The following is a 17,456-nucleotide window of genomic DNA, read 5'->3' as shown; positions in this document are numbered from 1 at the left end:
GCTAAACTCTCCGTCTATTCGTTTCTTAATTTTTTCATATCAAACAAAGATTAAACCCATGGCTCAATATGTAATGTCGATGCTCCGCGTGAGCAAAATCGTTCCACCCAAACGTCAGATTATCAAGGATATCTCGCTCAGTTTTTTTCCCGGTGCAAAAATCGGCCTGCTCGGTTTGAACGGCTCCGGCAAGTCCACCGTGCTGCGTATCATGGCCGGTGTCGACAAGGAATTTGACGGCGAAGTGCAGCGCCTGCCGAATATCCGCATCGGTTATCTGCCGCAGGAACCGCAGCTGAACCCCGAGCACACGGTGCGTCAGGAAGTCGAGGAAGGCATGGGCGAAGTGATGCAGGCACAGAAGAAGCTGGAGGAAGTGTACGCAGCGTATGCCGAAGAAGGCGCCGATTTCGATGCCTTGGCGGAAGAGCAAGCGCGCCTGGAGGCGATCATCGCCACTTCGGGCAGCGATACCGAGCACCAGATGGAAATCGCCGCCGATGCGCTGCGCCTGCCGTCGTGGGAGGCGGTCGTTAAAAACTTGTCCGGCGGGGAAAAACGCCGCGTGGCGTTGTGCAAATTGCTGCTGGAAAAACCGGACATGTTGCTGCTCGACGAGCCGACCAACCATTTGGACGCCGAATCGGTCGAATGGCTGGAGCAATTCCTGGTGCGCTTTCCCGGTACTGTCGTCGCCGTTACCCATGACCGCTACTTCCTCGACAACGCCGCCGAATGGATTCTCGAGCTTGACCGCGGTCACGGTATCCCGTGGAAAGGCAATTACTCCAGCTGGCTGGAGCAAAAAGAAGCGCGCCTGGAGCAGGAAAACAAACAGATCGACGCGCACATGAAGTCGATGAAGCAGGAACTGGAATGGGTGCGGCAAAATCCCAAAGGCCGCCAGGCCAAATCCAAGGCGCGGCTGGCTCGTTTTGAAGAACTCAATTCGCAGGAATACCAAAAGCGTAACGAAACGCAGGAAATTTTCATTCCGGTCGGCGAGCGCCTCGGTAATGAAGTCATCGAGTTTAACGGTGTGTCGAAGTCCTACGGTGACCGTCTGCTGATCGACAATCTCAGCTTCAAAATCCCACCGGGCGCGATCGTCGGTATCATCGGCCCGAACGGCGCGGGTAAATCAACCTTGTTCAAGTTGATTACCGGCAAGGAACAAGCCGACTCTGGCGAGGTGAAAATCGGCCATACCGTGCAGATTGCACACGTCGATCAAGCGCGTGACTCACTGGAAAACGACAAAACCGTATTCGACGCCATTTCCGGCGGCAACGATCTGCTGGTAGTCGGCAAGTACACCACCCCGGCGCGCGCATATCTGGGCCGTTTCAACTTCAAAGGCAGCGACCAGCAAAAAATCATCGGCCAGCTCTCCGGCGGTGAACGCGGCCGCTTGCACCTGGCGCAAACCCTGATTTCCGGCGGCAACGTGCTGCTGCTCGACGAACCGTCCAACGATCTCGACGTCGAAACGTTGCGCGCGCTAGAAGACGCTCTGCTCGAATTCGCCGGTTGCGTACTCGTCATCTCGCATGACCGCTGGTTCCTCGACCGTATCGCCACCCACATCCTCGCCGCCGAAGGCGAATCGCAATGGACTTTCTTCAACGGCAACTATCACGAATACGAAGCCGACAAGAAAAAACGCCTGGGTGAGGAAGGGGCGAAACCGAAGCGGATTCGGTATAAGCCGATTAGCAGGTAAACTTTGGCCTTTCTAAGGATAGGCTGACCAATGCAGGAGAACAACATGCTGGCAATTAAATTACCGGAAGAAATCGAGAATCGCCTGGCCGAGCTGGCTGCAAAAACCGGTCGCACCAAAACCTATTATGTGCGTGAAGCGATTCTGGAGCATCTCGATGAGTTGGAAGAAAAATACCTGGCGCTAGAACGTCTGGAAAAGCCGGGCAAACACTGGACATTGGATGACGTGGAGAAAGGTATTGATCTGGAAGGTTGAGTTTGACGATGCGGCAGTAAAAGAGCTGCGAAAACTCGATCATCCGGCGCAACAAGATATCCTGCGATATTTTCGTGAACGTATCGCAACCGATAAAGATCCGCGCAGATTTGGAAAGCAATTGAGTCATGATCTATCCAATTTATGGCGCTACCGTGTGCGAGACTATCGCATGATTTGTCATATTGCCGATGAGAAGCTGACAGTATTGGTATTAACTATCGGCCATCGTAAAGATGTATATAAATAAGCAATTTGAATTAATGCCGACAGAAAAAGTTAACTCACCATCCAGCACCAGTGAAGTAACGGCATCAGTGCCGTGGCGAGCACGCACCGTTGCTGTTCTGCCTGATTATTGCCTTTCAGTGACTTGTAACGATGGCACGACCGGTATCGTCGATATGTCGCAACTTATTTTCAGTGAAAAAGCCGGTTTTTTTTCTGCATTGAAAGATGCTCAATTATTCAATCAAGTTCGCATTGAATTCGGTGCGCTCACATGGCCGAATGGTGCTGATCTTGATCCGATATGGTTGCATGAGGAGATCGGAAAAGGTGGAACTTGGTGTGTTCCGGGGTAGTAGCAATCTATTAATGACTTTATCTCTGTGTGGATACTATCAGAGTGACTAGATTTAATTTTTTGATTTAGAAGATAAAATGATTTCATTTAAGTCGAATCATACTCTGATTCAGATTGAAGATTTATATTCCGAACTTCAGAATAATTCAACTGTAGACATACGTTTGCCGGAACACTTAATGCAAGGCGGTGGTTTTGGAATTACTTCTGCAATAATTCAATTTATTGCTACATGGTCGCGCAGTCATAACAAAAATAGATTATTTCCATATAGTCAGAAAGCTGGAGTTCTTTCATATGCAAAACTATTACATCAACCTCATGGGCTAATTGCATGCTATATGGCTCCCTATATAGTAGACTCCAAGTGGAATACTCTAAAGAAATCTGAAGTATTAGCTCAAGCAGCTTCGTATATTGAGGCTATGCAAACAAGTAAATTACGCGAAACAATGAATGCTCGTGGAGCAATTCTAGCTTGCTTTGCGGGCGCGAGAAATGAATTTCTAATACCACTATACGAACGTCCCGACGTACAAGGATTGCGAGGAATTAGAGATTTTGAATTATTAACGCAACGACTTATAAAGTGTTGTGCTCCCTCTACTCTTCGATACCTGCCAGAAACACATATTCAAACAATAAGCCTGCTTATTCGTGAGCTATTTGAAAATACTAATGATCATGCGACTACAGATGAGTGTGGGAGAGAATATTGTTGGGATTATCCAAATGTCAGAAGTATTGTTGCAAAATATATTGCATTTAATCCGAAAGATACAGGGTCAATAAATGCACTGAGTGATGCGCCGCATCATATGTTTTATCAAAAGGCGTTATTAGATTATACAGCGACCAGAATAATTGATTTTCTTGAGGTAACCGTTATTGATAGTGGTCCAGGTATAGCTAAGAGATGGTTATCACATATTGATCCAAATGCTTGTGCCGAGAATATTCTGATTGACGAAGAGGAAAAATTAGTTAGGGAAGCATTTAAACTCGGAAAAACGACTAAAAACATTAGAGGCACGGGGGTCGGGCTTGATACTGTTATAAAAAGCTTGGTTAAGCTGAAGGCTTTTCTTCAACTAAGAACTGGTCGGCTTTGCTTATACCAAAACTTTTCAGATAGTTCAAAACAAGAATTTGCACCCAGTCACTTGCTGAACAATAGGAAAAAATTGTCAAGGACTGTTGGCACATCATTTTCAATCCTGATTCCATTGTCGAGCAAGAAGTAATCATGCGAGGCTATTTTTCAATAGATATTCGTGATGAAGAGAACGACGGGCCTATATTAGATTATCGATTCTTATTTAAGTCTCAAGGTATCGTTAGCCCAGCAGATTTGGCTGATTGTTTAACACAAGCGTTGCGACGAGCTCTTTTTCCTGATGCTATCATTTTTGTTTGTATTCCTAGTGAGTTTGCGCAATTAACTGAATCATTTAAGACGAATGACGGAGTGAAACAGGCGCTCGAGCGTGCAAGTTCTAAAGTATGTGTGGCAATTTGCAAATTAGATAAGTCAGGAAGTTTTGGAAAGCCAGAATGTGTAAAGAATCATCATAATTCGTTTCCCTTGATTGAAATAAAACATAAAGAAAAGATTTTTCGTGAAGGATTACGGAATTTATTTGATACACCGAAAGTTTTAATACCTGCACCTGCTGGATTTATTTTTGTTAAACCATCAAAAAATCGTTCTAAATATTTTTTACGAGCTGAAGAAGCTCTCCATGAAACTGAACGAGTTCATTTTCTTGCTTATACGATACTGAGCAAAATTGCCGAACGAGAAAAAGAGACTCAGGAATCTATAGAAGTTATCTTCGTTGATACCATGGGAATCGCCAGTTTGGCATATGTCTTGCGCGAACTTTATCATGAATTCTATGGGAAACCACGACCTAGGGTTGAGAGTTTTCATTCTTACGGAGGAATCAAAAAAATACCAATTCCTCTTAGAGGTACTTCTTTTTGTATCATCTCAGCATCATCTTCTATGGCGATGCAAAGAGATTGGGGAAAACTTACTCGTTGTTTCCCTTCGGAAGTCATAACACTAGTTACTTTTAGAAATGCTAAGGATAGCGAACAAGCTATTTATGCATTTGATTCAGTGAATTCGAATAGCAACTTTGAAAATCAATCGGGATTACGTGATTTACGCATAGTTGGGGAAAGTTTTACTCACGAAGATGTGCCGCTTAAGTCGGTATTGCTAAAGATACCCACTCACAGACAAAAAAGATGGTTTGAAGTTGGATCTAAATACTCTGATCTGAAATTTTTTTCACTCATGAAAGCAGGAGAAGTAGGAAGCAAAACACGCTCCATTTTTATAGAAGGTGAGAATCTGCTTCAGAGTGATGTTTTTGAAAAATTTCTTGAAAAAGAGATCATGCAATGTGTACCACTTTCGGTTCAAGCTATTGTGTATCAAGATGATAAGGATTCTAAAAAATTAGCTGATATATGCGCATTTCGCATTGGAAAGATTAGAGAAGGAAAAGAAGCTATAAAGGTTATTAGTGCCAATGACTTAGAAAACAATTCATGTCATATCGATGAGGAGAAGGCCTTACTTATAGTTGCTGCAGTGATTGGCCGTGGAACAAAATTACTTTCAATAAGTAGAAGTTTGCGTGACATCCATATCGGTGCTCGTCACTACATGATCGGTTTTCAATTAGCCGAATCAATTAATGATTGCGTGCAGCTTAAGAACAATCTTAAATTTTCAGCGAGTAATTCAGTTATCAATATTTCTATTATGGAAAGTCTTGCAATCGGTCGTACTATTGAGGATACATACAAAGCTGAGTTAAAAATTTTCGACTCGAGAGATTTAACCAGTTTTTCTTGTCTTACGAATCGAGTAGACGAATTGCGTCAAAATCAAGGTGTGAAACAAAATGCTTTCTTACCTGCTACTTTACATGGCGATAAAAATTTAAAGTTGCGGAAAGACTTTGCATTTTGGAAAGACGGTTACGATGAGAAGTCTGATCATTCTGTCGCAGTACTACTAACGGCAGCTTTGATTCTTCAACATGCAAGAGAATTTAATAAATTCGAAGACGATGATCATCGATTGGCATCTGATACTTTTCAGCAAGTCGTGCTTGACCCAGAAAATTTTACTCGTTACAACGACGGTGTAATTCAAGCTGCCTTATTGCGTACTGCACATTCGTCTGAACTTGATTATTCTTCACATGAAGAAGTTAGTCGTCGTATGACGGACATTCTTTCTGGGGTATTTAGAATGAATTCTCGTCAGCAAGGCGAAGCAGCATTAGAGTTTGCTTTTGCATTAAGAACTGAGCGCTTAAAGCTTTGTGATTCGGACATAGAAAGACTAAAGGAAGAGGTCAAAAGCTTGAGTAATGAAAGTGAAGAAGAATATGTAGTTCTTTTAAAAAATCTCATAGATATGAGCTCTTCTGAAGTATCTGAAAAGAGTATTTAGATTTTGTACTGCATATCATTCATTGCATCTACATAATAAATTTGAGTAAGTTATTCTGTTTTGAGGATGGTGCTTTTGATGGATGCAATCAGCTACACAGCAGCACTCGCTAACTTAGGCAAAACAATGGAACGGGTTTGCAACGATCATGCACCTGTGATTATTACCCGGAAAAAGGGAGCGTCGGTTGTTCTGATCTCACTCGAAGATTATCAAGCGCTGGAAGAAACCTTGTATTTGCTCAGCTCGCCTGCAAACGCTCGGCGACTATTGGATTCCATTGCCGAATTGGAAGCTGGAAAAGGCGCTGCGCAATAACGGATCGAGAAAATTGAACGACATCCAACAACTCACCGAAATCTTGCGGCAATTCCGCGATGAGCGCGATTGGGCGCAATTTCATAATGCGAAAGACTTGGCAATGGCGTTGAATATCGAGGCGGCTGAGTTGCTCGAGGTTTTTTTGTGGAAAGCGCCGGAGCAGGCAGATATCGATAGTGTCAAAGAAGAGCTGGCTGATGTGATCGCGTTTGCTTTGCTGCTGGCCGACAAATACGATCTGGACGTGAAGCAGATCGTGCTGGAGAAAATCGAGAAAAACGCGCTCAAATATCCGGTGGAGAAATCCAAAGGCAGTGCGAAAAAGTACACCGAGTTGTAGCAATTCCCCGGCTATTTTACGGCCAGCCGCCATAATGACGTCAATTCCGCCGCCCGGGCGGCGTGCAGCGGATCACTGGTGTCTGAAACACGTGGATGGTGCGGTTTAATATCGGTGCGTCCCAGCACTTTCAAATTCGCAGCGTCGATCATTTGCAGCAATTCTTCCCGCGTGCGCAATCCCAAATGCTCAGCAAAATCCGACAAGATCAGCCAGCCTTCGCCATCTGCGAGCAGGTGATCGCGCAAACCGTGCAGAAATCCGCGCAGCATGCGGCTTTCCGGGTCGAAAATGGCATGTTCCAGCGGCGAGCTGGGACGTGCCGGGATCCACGGCGGGTTGCAAACGATCAGGGCGGCTTGTCCTGCGGGAAAGAGATCGGCTTGCACCAGCTCTACCTGGTTGATCAAGTTCAACCGCGTTAAGTTGTCGTGCGCACAGGCTAGCGCGCGCGCATCCTGGTCGGTTGCGACGATGTGCTGGATGCCGCGCGATGCCAATGCCGCAGCCAATACGCCGGTGCCGGTGCCGATGTCGAATGCAATGGATTGTGTTGCCAGCAGTTGGGGCAGCGGCGCCTGTGCGATCAGCTTTACATACTCGCTGCGGATCGGTGCAAACACGCCGTAATGCGGGTGTATCGTCATACCCAGCGCGGCAATTTCAATCCCTTTCTTGCGCCATTCGTAAGCGCCGATCAATCCCAGCAACTCGCGCAGCGAGGCAATATACGCTCCGGTGCAAGCCCCATAGGCTTCCAGGCACGCGGCGTGCACATCCGGTGCGCGGCGCAGCGGGATTGTGTGATCGGGATTGAATGGAATCAGCAGCTTCTCCAGCGTGCGAGCACGCTGCGATTGCGCCAGACGGTGACGGTGAAATGCCTCAGCGGGCGTGAAAACCGGCTGCTGGCGGGGGTTTTTCTCCGGTTTCTTTTTATCCACCCGTCGCGCCATTGCTTGCAACAGTTGGCGTGCATTTTGGAAATCACCGCGCCACAATAATGCTGTCCCTTCACAAGCCAGACGATAAGCGGTATCGGCTGGCATGCGGTCGTCAATGACTTGCACCCGTTTGGGTGGTGGCAATCCTTTTTCACAACGCCAGCGGGCGGATTTTTCTTCGTTATCCTCGCTCCAGCAAATGACGGGATCATTCATCACGATGCTGGCAGACGGATCGGCGCCGCAGATTTGCATTCTTTTTTCCTTTCATTTTCAATCTTCATATTTCATCGCTAGTACGGATAACTGACTGATCTTTAGTGATATTTAGACTCAATTTATCAAAAAATAAGATGAGTGATGGATAATCCGCTCATGCGCGTGACAAAACTCACAGAACTTTTTCTCTCTACCGCCAATAATGCGCCCCCAAGCAAACTATCAAAGAGTAGAGGAAATAGGCATGTTAACAATCATCAAAATCAGGCAAATTGCTGTGCCTGGGTTATTGGCTTTTATTCTTGCATTCATTATCGCTGTATTACCGCAACCCGTCAGCTCAGCCGAGCTTGACGATGATGACGATGACCCTCCTCAAGATCTTATTCTGCGCGGCGACGGTAAGTGCACGGCGTGCCATGACGAAAACAGTGACAATCCCATTCTCGCTATCGGGAAAACCAAGCATGGTACCACTGCCGATCATAGAACCCCAACATGCACCAGCTGCCACGGTGAGGGCGGAAGTCATGAAGACTCACCGGACAAAGCGCTCATGCCGCAACGGACATTCGGGAAAAAATCCGTCAATTCCATTGAGGACAGGAATAACGCCTGCTTAGCATGCCATCAAGGCGGCAAGCGCATGCATTGGCCTGGCAGCACCCACGCGAATCGCGATGTCGCATGCACGTCCTGCCACACCATTCATACCGAACAGGACAAAGTGCGCAACCGCAACACGCAGCCTGAGGTTTGCTTTAACTGCCATAAGGAGATGCGCCAGCTGATTAACCGTCCGTACCGCCACCCCATCCGTGAAGGCAAGGTTATTTGTTCGGATTGCCACAATCCGCATGGTTCAGCCGGTCCAAGCAAAATGGTGCGGGATAGCGTCAACGATACTTGCTATACCTGCCACATGGAAAAGCGCGGCCCCTTTGTCTACAACCATCCGCCGGTACAGGAAAATTGCGCGATTTGCCACAATCCACATGGCACCACAGCGCCTAATTTATTGCGCACCCGTTCCCCATTCCTATGCCAGCAATGCCACGAGCCGAACACGCACCAAGGCAGCTCCGGCACGCTCACGGGCGCTTATGCCAGAAACACGCTTGCGCGTGGATGCGCCAATTGCCACACCCAGGTTCACGGCAGCAACATGCCTGAAAACATTCGCAATGAAAGCGTATTTCAGCGCTAAGAATGGAGACAAATATCATGTTCATTAACACGCTTAACCGCAAAAAATTTTCACCTGCAATGGTGTTTTTCACATGCGTCGTGACGGCAGTTCCGGCCTATTCATCCGGAGCGGATGCCGATCCTTTAAAAGAACTTTCCAAGCCGAGAAGCGTGGTGAATATCGGTGCCGGTCAATTGTTCAATGATAACGCGCGATTCGGCCAGTATACCGGTTTGCGCAATGAAGGACCTTATGGAATCTTTAATGTCGATATTGCCAAACGCTACGACGATACCGGAACATGGTTCAAATTGCTGGGACGAAATTTAGGATTCCAAAACCGGGATGTGCGTTTTGAGCACAGCAAACAAGGCAAGTGGGGCTATGTTATCGATTACAGCCAAACACCGCGCTACGAGCCGTTTACGGTCAATACTGCGGTTACCGGCATCGGCACTACCGATCCTCACGTACCGGATACGCGAACACCGGGTAATCCTGCTCAATTAAGTACCGAGCGCCAATCGATCGGATTCAGTTTTAACCAATTCCTGCCTGGCAATCTCGAGTTTAACCTTCATTTCCGTAATGAAGAAAAAGATGGGGATCGTATTTTTGGGCGCGGAAACCGGCTGGGCGAGCCTCGGCTCAGTGGTTTCGATGGCAGACCCAGCCCGAGAGCAGTCGGCGGTTATGAATTTATTCCGGAACCGATCAACTCAACCATCCGGATTTTTGGCGCTTCACTGGATTATGTGGGAAAAGATCTGCAATTATCGGGCGGCTATTACGGTACGATGTATAACAACAAAAATGCATTATTGACACCTACCGGCGGCAGCACCGTCGGGGGTATTTTTTCACCCAGCCAATATGCACCGATCGCACTTGCGCCGGATAACGAATCGCATCAGGGTTTTCTATCCGGTGGATATAGCTTTACCCCAGCAACCCGCGGCACGTTCAAAGTTGCTTATACGCGAGCGACCCAAACCGATTCATTTTCCCCGGGACTGCTAACCGCACCCGGTATTGGCGCCAATTTGGGCGGGCGTATCGATACCGTACTGGCGCAAACCGGATTGACAGCGCGTCCGCTGCAAAAGTTATCGATCAATACCAACTTCCGTTTCGAGGATCGCGACGACAAAACACCGGTACGATTCTATAACCCTATGGCCACTTTGCACGATTTGAACGGCAATACATGGAATGGTCTGAATAATCCGCGTTCATTCCGCACGATAACCAGTAAATTTGAAGCAAACTATTCGCTGCCGCACAATTTTCGTTTGATCGGCGGTATTGATTATGAACACCGGGATCGCACCGGAACGGCGACCAATACCGGTCACCGCTTTAGAACCGATGAGCTTTTCTATCGCGCGGAATTGCGCCGCTCGTTATCCGACACGATTACCGGTACGATTTCATATATACACAGCGATCGTTTCGGTTCAAGTTTTCTCACCAATACGACCGATTCGGGTGCTCCGTTCTTCAATCTCATCGCACCGTCCAATCTTGCCGATCGCAGCCGGGATAAAGTCCGCTTTCTAGCTAATTGGGATCCGATCGATTCATTGTCCATACAAGTTGCAATCGATGAGTCGATTGATGATTACGGCCAGCGGCCAGGGTCCGGTTTAGGCTTGCGCAAAGGCTCCGCAAGAAATTATTCACTCGATGCCACGTATATATTTTCCGAGCGGCTGCAAGCAACCGCATGGTTCTCACGTAACGAAACCCATATCGATCAGGCTTCTAGAAACGCGATTACCGATAACGGAATTCGTGAAATTTGGGGAAGCAATCTGCATAACATAGGAACTTCCGTGGGTATGGAAGTCACCGCCAAACCAACCGATAAGCTTGAAACCGGCGCCAATTTCATGTTCTCGGATTACACCGATAAATTCAATCAGAAAGTCACGCTTGAGCCGCAAGTCAATATCGTTCCGAATATTTCAACGCAATACTCCAGCCTGCGGCTATTTGCTCGATACGATATTCGTAAGAACCTGGGTGTGCGCCTGGATTACATTCTGGATCACTTTAAAACCAACGAATGGACGTGGACGGGATGGCGCTATACCGATGGCACTACATTGACGCAAAACAACAATCAAATGGTCAACTTCGCCTTTCTTTCGGTGCTTTATAGCTGGCAATAAAGGAAGTCATGGTTTCGTTCACCGCACGATTGACTCGCGGTGAACGAAACTACTGCGCATGTTGAAATCGCAAGAGCTTTTATCAGCACTTGGACTGATTGATTTACTTACCCTGGCCGGTGTCTTCAGGATTTTCAGGATGATTAACCGCATTTTCCTGCGAACTCACTGCAATGGCCTGCGGTGTTTTCCGGCGTTTCATTTTTCCGATCACGACAAAGAACAACGGTACGAAGAAAATCGCCAGGAAGGTGGCCGCCAGCATGCCGCCGAATACCCCGGTGCCGATCGAATGACGGCTCGCTGCACCCGCGCCGGAGGCGATCACCAATGGAAACACGCCGAGTATGAAGGCTAACGACGTCATGATGATCGGCCGGAAGCGCAGTCGGGCGGCATCCAGCGCCGCATCGGTGAGGGTTTCCCCGGCGGCGTGGCGCTGATTGGCGAACTCGACAATCAAAATGGCGTTTTTCGCCGCCAAGCCGATCAAAGTCACCAGGCCGATCTGGAAATAAATATCATTGCTCAAGTCGCGCATCCATATCGCTAGCAGCGCGCCGAGTATGCCGAAAGGAATCGCCAGAATCACCGCCATCGGAATCGACCAGCTTTCGTACAGAGCGGCCAGTACCAGAAACACCATCAGTAGCGCAAATGCAAACACCATGACCGATTGTCCGCCCGCTTTGCGTTCTTGCAGCGAAATGCCGCTCCAATCGAGGGTGTAGCCGCGTGGCAGCAGAATTTCATCGGCGGCTTGCTCCAGTGCGGCCAGCGCCTGCCCTGAGCTGTAGCCCGGCGCGGCGCCGCCCAGCACCAGCGCGGAATTGGCGCCGTTGAAGTGCGTTACCGGATCGGGGCCGCTGTTGAATGTGGTATTGACGACCGAATCCAGCGGAATCATGGTCGATGTTGCACCGCTCTGCGCGCGCACATAAATTTTGCTGATATCGTCGGGATTGGAGCGGTATTCCGGTAATGCTTCGGTTTGCACCCGGTAAATGCGGCCGAATTTGACGAAATCGTTGATATAAAAATTGCCGAAATAGGCCTGCATGGTATCGAAAATTTCCGAAATCGGCACCCCCAGCGCCTTGGCGCGCTCACGATCCACCGTTGCATACAGTCTTGGCGCGCTGACGCGGAAGTTGGTGCTGGCCACGGCAATCGCCGGATTTTCCATGGCCTTGGCGGTGAACTCCTGCGCTACTGCGGCAAACTCGGCGAAATCGCCGCCGCTGGGATCTTGTATCTGCACCGAGAATCCACCGGTCGATCCCAAGCCGCTGATCGAAGGCGCGTTGAAAGCCAGAATCAGCGCCTCGGGAATCTTGGCAAATTCCTGAAAAGCCGCGCCGATCAAGCCATGCACTTTTTGTTCGGGGTTCTGGCGTGTATCCCAGTGATTCAGTGGAACGAACATGGTGGCCTGATTGGCGCCGCGCGTGCTGAACACAAAGTTCTGGCCCGCCAGCACGTCGGTGGAATGTACTGCCGGATTGGCCTGAAAATAGTTTTCGATTTTGCTCAGCACTTCCCGCGTGCGGGTCATCGAAGCGCCGTCCGGCAGTTGCACCACGGTGATGAAGTAGCCTTGATCTTCTTCCGGCAAAAAGCTGCCCGGCAGAATTTTGAACAAACCGATGATACCGGCAATCATTACCGCAAAAAGCGTCAGCGCAATCACCGAACGCCGCATGATCGTTGCCACGGCGCCGGTATAGCGGGTCTGCATCCAATCGAATGAGCGGTTAAACAGCTGCCAGAACCCTTGTGGCGCTTGATGCGCAGGTTTGAGCACCAGCGCGCATAAAGCGGGACTCAAGGTCAGCGCGACGAAACCGGATATGGCGACTGACAACGCAATGGTGATGGCAAATTGCTTATACAATTCGCCGGTAATACCACCAAGGAAAGCTACCGGCAAAAACACCGCAGCCAGCACCAGCACGATCGCGATTACCGGCCCAGACACTTCCTCCATGGCGCGCTTCGCCGCATCCCTGGGGGACAAACCGCCTTGGTTCATGTGCCGCTCGACGTTCTCCACCACCACAATGGCATCGTCGACGACGATACCGATCGCCAGCACCATGCCGAACAGTGTCAGTGTATTGATGGAAAATCCCAGCGCTTCCATGCCGGCCAGCGTGCCGATCAAGGAAACCGGAACGGCCACGGCGGGAATCAAGGTGGCGCGCCAGCTTTGCAAAAAGACAAAAACTACCAGAATCACCAGCAGTGTCGCTTCCGCCAGCGTTATCAACACTTCTTTGATGGAAACATCGATGAACGTGGTCGTGTCGTAGGGAATGTCGTACGACACCCCAGCCGGGAAGCTTTTGCCTAAGCGCTGCATTTCCGCGCGGATACCCCGCACGGTTTCAAGTGCATTGGCGCCGGGTGCCAGAAAAGTCAGCAAGAAAGTATTTGGCTGGCCGTTCCAGCGTCCCTCCAAGTCGTACGATTGCGCTCCCAGTTCGATACGTGCCACATCGCGCAGCCGTACCATCGAACCATCGGGATAGGCACGCACGATCATATCCTCGAATTCCTTCACTTCGCTCATGCGCCCGTGGGTAATCACCGGAATGGTCATTTCCGTGCCTTCCGGCGTGGGCTCACGTCCGATTCGTCCCGCCGGAAAATCGCGGTTTTGTTCCCGTACCACGGCGGCGATTTCGCTGGGCGTTACATTGAGTTGCGCCATGCGCACAGGATCGAGAATGAGCCGCATGGAATAATTCTGGCCGCCGAAAATAATGGCGTCGCCTACGCCGGGAAGGCGTTTGACATTATCGAGTATGCGCAGCAACGCGTAATTCGACAGGAAAACGTTATCATGTTTGGGATCGGTGGAGCTCAGAATGACCACGGCGAGCAAATCCGGCGATGTTTTTTTCACAGTCACGCCCTGGCGCACCACTTCATCCGGCAGCTGCGGCTCAGCCAAGCGTTGCCGGTTCTGCGTCTGTACCTGCGCGATATCGACATCGGTGCCGATCTCAAAGGTCAAGCGCAGCATCATGTGGCCGTCGTTGGTACTGACCGATTCGTAATACAGCAGATTATCGATACCGGGTAACTGCACTTCGATCGGGCGCGCCACCGCTTCGGCAACGACTTCCGCGCTGGCGCCGGGATAATCCGCGTCGATCTGCACCATCGGTGGTGTGATTTGCGGAAATTGCGCCACCGGCAATTTCTGCAACGCCACTAAACCCAGCACGACGATGATGATCGACAATACCGATGCGAAAATAGGCCGGTCGATGAAAAAATGTGACTTCATGGCGCGACCTGCTGAGCCGGTTGATCGGATGTCTGAACGGCGGCACTTTCCTGCGGTTGTTGCTGCTGTTCAATCGCGTGCACTTTTACCCCTGGCAGGATGCGGAAAAATCCCTCCACCACCACGCGCTCCCCCGGCTGCAAACCGCTCTCGATCAACCAATCCTTGCCGCGCCAAGCGCTGGCTTGCACCGGACGCAGTTGCGCGATTTCCTCAGCGTCGATCACATACACGAATGAGCCGTTGGGACCTTGCTGTACCGCGCGCTGCGGAATCAGCATGGCGTTATTGCGGATATAACCCTTGATACGGACTCTGACGAACTGACCGGGATAAAAATAGGAATCTCCCGGCGCCATGCCGCCTTCCGGATTGGGAAATTTGAAACGTCCCTGCAACGATCCGCTTTGCGGCCGTATCGAGACATCGGCGAAATCTAGTATGCCTTCGTGCGGGTACACGCTGCCATCGGAAAACGTCATGACGCCGCGTAGCTGGAAAATGTCGGGCCGTTCCACCTTATGCGCAGCCAATTCGCGGCGGCGGCGCAGCAGATAGCTTTCCGGCACACTGACATTGACATACATCGGATCGAGCTGATCGATCGTGGCGAGTAGCGATTCCTGCGCGGAAACCAACCGCCCTTCGTAAAACTGGCTGCGGCCGATACGGCCGTTGACCGGCGCGGTGATCAGCGTGTTATCGAGATCGAATTTCGCCTTGATCAGATCGTTTTGCGCGGCTTCCAGCGTCGCGCGGGCTGCCAGCATTCCGGCCTCGGCGTCATCGACGTCTTTCTTGCTAACGGCTTGCTTTTCCAGCAGCGGTTTGACACGCGCCAGATCTTGCTTGGCTTGGGTCAGGCGTGCTTGGGATTGTGCAACTTTTGCTTTGTTGCTGAGGTAAATGGCCTTAAAGGGCACCGGATCGATCAGGTATAGCTTGTCGCCTTGTTTGACGTTCCGCCCTTCGGTGAAATGAATTTTTTTGATAATACCGCTGACTTGCGGACGGATCTCAACCGGCCGGAAAGCCTCGGTCTGCCCAATGAACTCCGGCTGATCGTCAACCGTTTGCGGCGCTATGGTAATGACCTCGACCTGCGGCGGTGGTGGCGCCGGATTTTCCGGCGGCTGGCCCGAACAAGCTGTTAACAGCACGAGCAACAAAACCGTCAAACGATAAGCTGAGGTGAAACTGCTTCGAGTTTCACGGGCATTGATCCATTGAAATATTTTCTGCATAGCGTCGACTCTGGGTTATTTTGATTATTTAATGGAAAAGCCGGTCAGGAAAAATGTACTTAAATCGCTGCCAGACTTCTAAAATTTTATGTGTCAACCGGCGTGCGCGATAAGTTCCAGCCGTTTACGGGCTCGCCCGCTTCAAACCGGTGCTTACAGCAACATCCAGCCGCCGCCCAGCGCTTTGTAAAGTTGCACGATCGATACCAAATGCAGGCGGTGAGTTGCCATCAGGGCAAATTCGGCATCGAACAGATTGCGCTTAGCCAGCAGCACGTCGACATAACTGGTGATCCCGCCTTGGTAGCGTAGATCGGCTATCTGTAATGCGGAGCGCAGCGCTTCGACCTGCGACTGCTGCGCTTTGCGCTGATCATTGGCGGTGCGTACCGCGATCAACGCATCGTCAACTTCCCTGAACGCCACCAGAATGGTTTGCTCGTATTGCGCCAAGGCTTGCCGCGCTTGCGCCTCCGCTGCGCGCTGTTCGAATCCCAGGCTCTGCGCGTTCAGCAGAGGAACCGCCAAACCAAGCCCGCCCGTGCCGAATTCACTGCCGGACATCAGTAAGTTAGATAGCGCCGGACTGGCCACACCGAGAAAACCGGTAATTGAGATCTTGGGAAACCGCGAGGCCTTGGCGACGCCGATTTTGGCGGTTGCCGCTGCCAGCAATTGTTCCGAGCGCAGAATGTCGGGACGCCGTTGCAGCAATTCCGACGGCAAACCGGCGGGTACTTCCGGCGGCATCGATTGCTCCGTCAGCGTATGGCCGCGTGCAATCGGCGCCGGGTTTTTCCCCAGCAGCACGCTGAGCTCGTTTTCCTTTTGCCGCATTTGCCGTTCCAGCTCGGCAACCCGGGATGCGGCATTGGCACGCTCAGCTTCGAACTGATCGAAATCGAGACGGGAAATGACACCGCCCTGCAACTGCGCCTGCGAAATGGCTACCGATTCTTCCCATGAAGCCAGTGCGCGCTGCGCGATATCGCGCTGCATGTCCAATTGCAGCAGATCGAAGTAAGACTGCGCCACCGCGCTGACCAGCGTCAGAATGATGGCATGGCGGTTTTCCTCCTGCGCCAGCAAATCGGCGCGCGCCGCTTCATTGGAACGGCGGATCTTGCCCCAGATATCCAGCTCCCAATTCAGCGTGGTCTGGCCGTAGTAATTGAACGGCGTGGCAAAGCCCGGACGCAAGAAGCCACCAAGCGTGCCGAAAGCCGGTGCGTTGGCATCGGCATTAAAGTTCGGAATAAACCCCATGCGCGTGGTATATAAACGCGCCTGAAACTCTTCAACCGTCGCCACCGCTTGCTTGAGATTTTTGTTTTCCTGCAAAGCCTGCCGGATCAGCTGCTGTAATGTCTCATCGTGTAACAACTCCCACCAGCGCAAATTGGCGACCGATTCACCCTCCATCGGCTCCATACGGAATTTCTCCGCGATATCGACCTGCGGGCGGATATAGTCCGGCCCCATCGCGCATGCGGTCAGCAGCAGGATGGGCAGGATGGATAAGGTACGAAGCCAGTTTTGCGTTTGTTTCATTTCGGGACTGGAGATTACAGCCTTTTATGTATTGCTGAGATTGATCATTGTTTGATTATAGACTATAGACAACATCTGGACATATTGATTGCATGGACTACCCGTTAAGCATGAAATGCAGCTATTATTAATAG

The 17,456-nt window shown here is 50.3% G+C and carries 14 protein-coding genes; 10 read left to right on the top strand and 4 right to left on the bottom strand.

Annotated elements, in window-relative coordinates; all coding sequences use genetic code 11:
* Positions 1 to 58: 58 nt before the first annotated feature.
* The 8 genes from ettA (at position 59) to R2083_RS14970 (ending at position 6,706) form a co-directional block, all read left to right on the top strand.
* The gene (gene ettA, locus R2083_RS15005; RefSeq protein ID WP_317538945.1) at positions 59 to 1,723 is read left to right on the top strand and encodes an energy-dependent translational throttle protein EttA; all 1,665 of its coding nucleotides are present in this window, start codon (positions 59 to 61) and stop codon (positions 1,721 to 1,723) included.
* Positions 1,724 to 1,768: 45 nt separating this feature from the next.
* The gene (locus tag R2083_RS15000) at positions 1,769 to 1,981 is read left to right on the top strand and encodes a TraY domain-containing protein (protein ID WP_317538944.1); all 213 of its coding nucleotides are present in this window, start codon (positions 1,769 to 1,771) and stop codon (positions 1,979 to 1,981) included.
* Positions 1,947 to 2,231: a type II toxin-antitoxin system RelE/ParE family toxin gene (locus tag R2083_RS14995; protein WP_317538943.1), complete on the top strand. Its 285-nt coding sequence runs from the start codon at positions 1,947 to 1,949 to the stop codon at positions 2,229 to 2,231. The genes R2083_RS15000 and R2083_RS14995 overlap by 35 nt, the downstream gene beginning before the upstream one ends.
* A gap of 13 nt (positions 2,232 to 2,244) precedes the next feature.
* Entirely contained in the window at positions 2,245 to 2,565 is a 321-nt protein-coding gene (locus tag R2083_RS14990) for a DUF2442 domain-containing protein (RefSeq protein ID WP_317538942.1), read from the top strand.
* Between the two features lie 79 nt (positions 2,566 to 2,644).
* On the top strand, positions 2,645 to 3,811 hold the full coding sequence (locus R2083_RS14985) for an ATP-binding protein (RefSeq protein ID WP_317538941.1): 1,167 nt from the start codon (positions 2,645 to 2,647) through the stop codon (positions 3,809 to 3,811).
* A gap of 2 nt (positions 3,812 to 3,813) precedes the next feature.
* Complete coding sequence (locus tag R2083_RS14980) at positions 3,814 to 6,045, top strand: hypothetical protein (protein WP_317538940.1); 2,232 nt, start codon at positions 3,814 to 3,816, stop codon at positions 6,043 to 6,045.
* 78 nt (positions 6,046 to 6,123) lie between these two features.
* Positions 6,124 to 6,363, top strand: coding sequence for a type II toxin-antitoxin system prevent-host-death family antitoxin (locus R2083_RS14975; protein WP_317538939.1), 240 nt, complete (start codon positions 6,124 to 6,126; stop codon positions 6,361 to 6,363).
* Positions 6,364 to 6,376: 13 nt separating this feature from the next.
* Complete coding sequence (locus R2083_RS14970) at positions 6,377 to 6,706, top strand: nucleotide pyrophosphohydrolase (RefSeq protein ID WP_411172549.1); 330 nt, start codon at positions 6,377 to 6,379, stop codon at positions 6,704 to 6,706.
* An 11-nt stretch (positions 6,707 to 6,717) separates the two neighbouring features.
* Here the strand turns inward: R2083_RS14970 and R2083_RS14965 are convergent, their stop codons facing one another.
* Positions 6,718 to 7,866 (bottom strand): class I SAM-dependent methyltransferase, encoded by a 1,149-nt coding sequence (locus R2083_RS14965; RefSeq protein WP_317539012.1) that lies wholly within the window; start codon positions 7,864 to 7,866, stop codon positions 6,718 to 6,720.
* 247 nt (positions 7,867 to 8,113) lie between these two features.
* Between R2083_RS14965 and R2083_RS14960 the strand changes: the two genes are divergently transcribed.
* Both R2083_RS14960 and R2083_RS14955 read left to right on the top strand, forming a co-directional pair.
* On the top strand, positions 8,114 to 9,076 hold the full coding sequence (locus R2083_RS14960) for a DmsE family decaheme c-type cytochrome (RefSeq protein WP_317532008.1): 963 nt from the start codon (positions 8,114 to 8,116) through the stop codon (positions 9,074 to 9,076).
* A 17-nt stretch (positions 9,077 to 9,093) separates the two neighbouring features.
* Complete coding sequence (locus R2083_RS14955) at positions 9,094 to 11,232, top strand: MtrB/PioB family decaheme-associated outer membrane protein (RefSeq protein WP_317538937.1); 2,139 nt, start codon at positions 9,094 to 9,096, stop codon at positions 11,230 to 11,232.
* Between the two features lie 103 nt (positions 11,233 to 11,335).
* Here R2083_RS14955 and R2083_RS14950 read toward each other — a convergent pair whose 3' ends face one another.
* The 3 genes from R2083_RS14950 to R2083_RS14940 form a co-directional block, all read right to left on the bottom strand.
* Positions 11,336 to 14,527: a multidrug efflux RND transporter permease subunit gene (locus tag R2083_RS14950; protein WP_317538936.1), complete on the bottom strand. Its 3,192-nt coding sequence runs from the start codon at positions 14,525 to 14,527 to the stop codon at positions 11,336 to 11,338.
* Entirely contained in the window at positions 14,524 to 15,771 is a 1,248-nt protein-coding gene (locus tag R2083_RS14945) for an efflux RND transporter periplasmic adaptor subunit (protein WP_317538935.1), read from the bottom strand. Before R2083_RS14945 ends, R2083_RS14950 begins: the two co-directional genes overlap by 4 nt.
* Before the next feature lie 153 nt (positions 15,772 to 15,924).
* The gene (locus tag R2083_RS14940) at positions 15,925 to 17,322 is read right to left on the bottom strand and encodes an efflux transporter outer membrane subunit (RefSeq protein WP_317538934.1); all 1,398 of its coding nucleotides are present in this window, start codon (positions 17,320 to 17,322) and stop codon (positions 15,925 to 15,927) included.
* Between the last annotated feature and the right edge of the window lie 134 nt (positions 17,323 to 17,456).

Origin of the sequence: Nitrosomonas sp. Is35 (assembly GCF_033063295.1) — a bacterium.
In the GTDB taxonomy this organism is placed as follows: Bacteria; Pseudomonadota; Gammaproteobacteria; order Burkholderiales; family Nitrosomonadaceae; genus Nitrosomonas.
Note: the sequence above shows the minus strand (reverse complement) of the source record. Positions and strands in the feature narration are given on the sequence as shown.

Coding starts and splice junctions, on each gene's coding strand:
- R2083_RS14950 (WP_317538936.1), bottom strand. CDS start 14,527: ATGAAGTCACATTTTTTCATCGACCGGCCTATTTTCGCATCGGTATTG.
- R2083_RS14980 (WP_317538940.1), top strand. CDS start 3,814: ATGCGAGGCTATTTTTCAATAGATATTCGTGATGAAGAGAACGACGGG.
- R2083_RS15000 (WP_317538944.1), top strand. CDS start 1,769: ATGCTGGCAATTAAATTACCGGAAGAAATCGAGAATCGCCTGGCCGAG.
- R2083_RS14965 (WP_317539012.1), bottom strand. CDS start 7,866: ATGAATGATCCCGTCATTTGCTGGAGCGAGGATAACGAAGAAAAATCC.
- R2083_RS14985 (WP_317538941.1), top strand. CDS start 2,645: ATGATTTCATTTAAGTCGAATCATACTCTGATTCAGATTGAAGATTTA.
- R2083_RS14995 (WP_317538943.1), top strand. CDS start 1,947: ATGACGTGGAGAAAGGTATTGATCTGGAAGGTTGAGTTTGACGATGCG.
- R2083_RS14990 (WP_317538942.1), top strand. CDS start 2,245: ATGCCGACAGAAAAAGTTAACTCACCATCCAGCACCAGTGAAGTAACG.
- R2083_RS14955 (WP_317538937.1), top strand. CDS start 9,094: ATGTTCATTAACACGCTTAACCGCAAAAAATTTTCACCTGCAATGGTG.
- R2083_RS14940 (WP_317538934.1), bottom strand. CDS start 17,322: ATGAAACAAACGCAAAACTGGCTTCGTACCTTATCCATCCTGCCCATC.
- R2083_RS14945 (WP_317538935.1), bottom strand. CDS start 15,771: ATGCAGAAAATATTTCAATGGATCAATGCCCGTGAAACTCGAAGCAGT.
- R2083_RS14960 (WP_317532008.1), top strand. CDS start 8,114: ATGTTAACAATCATCAAAATCAGGCAAATTGCTGTGCCTGGGTTATTG.
- ettA (WP_317538945.1), top strand. CDS start 59: ATGGCTCAATATGTAATGTCGATGCTCCGCGTGAGCAAAATCGTTCCA.
- R2083_RS14975 (WP_317538939.1), top strand. CDS start 6,124: ATGGATGCAATCAGCTACACAGCAGCACTCGCTAACTTAGGCAAAACA.